This window comes from Streptomyces marinisediminis, from assembly GCF_026262575.1.
GTDB classification, from domain to species: Bacteria; Actinomycetota; Actinomycetes; order Streptomycetales; family Streptomycetaceae; genus Streptomyces; species Streptomyces marinisediminis.
In genome coordinates, this window is record NZ_JAPKFL010000079.1 from 1 (window position 1) to 1,378 (window position 1,378).

Consider the following 1,378-nt stretch of genomic DNA (forward strand, 5'->3'; position numbering starts at 1 on the left):
CTTTGCCCCGACTGTATAGCGATCATCCGTGCACGGACCTCTTCGTGCACGAAGTGGTCGAATGCACTCACGCCCTGCACCAGTGCAGACCGCAAGAGATCATCGGTATTAATCACCGATGTCAGTTGAGCCCGGAGCACAGAGGCAGTCGAAATCAAATCACGCGCATACGTGATATTTTGTTTGAAGAGCTGCACCTCGGAGGCAGGCATGCAAACCTCACCTCTTCGCGTCTTCGATCAAAGACTCCACTCGGCTTGCGAGTGCACTGAAGTCATCATGGAACGAGTCGCGAGACGCGACGAAGTTATCCAGTACATCCCCCGCGGCGCTCAACTGCTCTTCCGTCAGAGAGAATACAGGCGTGGCATGTTCCTGCGAGCGAGAAATCAAGCTATTGAAGTCAGCGATCAAGGCAAGATTCAGCCCCGCATTAATACCGTTTTCTTCGTATACCCTGTTCGGCAAGAGCAGGTCTTCCACCTCCAGCGCGGGACGCAACCTAGTCTCTACAGCGATGTCAATCTGGTCGATCCAGCGCTGAAAGGCGGATGCCGCTCGTCCCTTCCGAGGTCGGTACTTCTGAATTACGGTACCCAGAATCTTGAGCTTGGGCTCAGGGAATGGGTACGCGGCATCCTTCAACACTGGCAACCTGCTCGCCTGATCAGCCCATACCTTCCAACGGGGAAGGATACGCGCGAGTGAGTCAATGGCCATGACCGAGAAAATGTCTGGCGAAGTCGGAAGGACCATGTAGTCACTGATCGAGACAAGGTTCTGATTGATCGCGCCCAGCCCTGGACTCATATCGATCAAGATATAGTCGGCCTGGATCGATTTGCCGGTTGCCTCAAGTAGAAAGTCAAAGCTACCAGGAAGGTTCTGCAATGCTTGGATAGCAGCGGACAGTTCCTGTGCGATTCCCAAGGTCACTTCGAGTTCAGCCAGACGCAAGTCCCCAGCCAGGAGATGCAAGCCGGGACGCGCCTTTACGGTGACCGTTTCAACTGCCTCGATAGATCGCGGCTGGGCTTCAAAGGCTGGAAGCAGGCCCGAACGAAGGGTGTTCCTCCCCTGCGTCTCATAGAAATTTTCCAATTCATCGGCGCCCTGAAATCCGAGCACCATTCCGGTCAGATTGCACTGAGGGTCGGAATCAACCATCAGAACTTTCTTTCCTTGCTCCGCCAGCATCCACCCGAGGTTGAACACAGTGGTGGTCTTGCTCACGCCACCCTTGTGATTGAACAGCGCGATCTTCTGCATTGCACAGGCCCTTCCCACGAAGTCAAGAGATCGTATCGCAATTCGCCCTACCAGAGGGAGAGTTGAAGGGGAGGGCTCCGCAATCATAGCCGGACTAGGCCGGTTGTAC

General features: G+C 54.8%; 2 protein-coding genes. Both read right to left on the reverse strand.

The genetic code is table 11. The features are described 5' to 3' along the window. Nucleotides 1-212, reverse strand: a 212-nt coding sequence (locus OSB71_RS24130; RefSeq protein ID WP_416237324.1) for a hypothetical protein, incomplete at its 3' end; no start/stop codon positions are given. 7 nt (nucleotides 213-219) lie between these two features. After that, complete coding sequence (locus tag OSB71_RS24135; protein ID WP_265950930.1) at nucleotides 220-1,269, reverse strand: ParA family protein; 1,050 nt, start codon at nucleotides 1,267-1,269, stop codon at nucleotides 220-222. Between the last annotated feature and the right edge of the window lie 109 nt (nucleotides 1,270-1,378).

What these genes read in the sequence shown, in the direction of transcription:
- OSB71_RS24135 (WP_265950930.1), bottom strand. Translation starts at nt 1,269, where the DNA reads ATGCAGAAGATCGCGCTGTTCAATCACAAGGGTGGCGTGAGCAAGACC.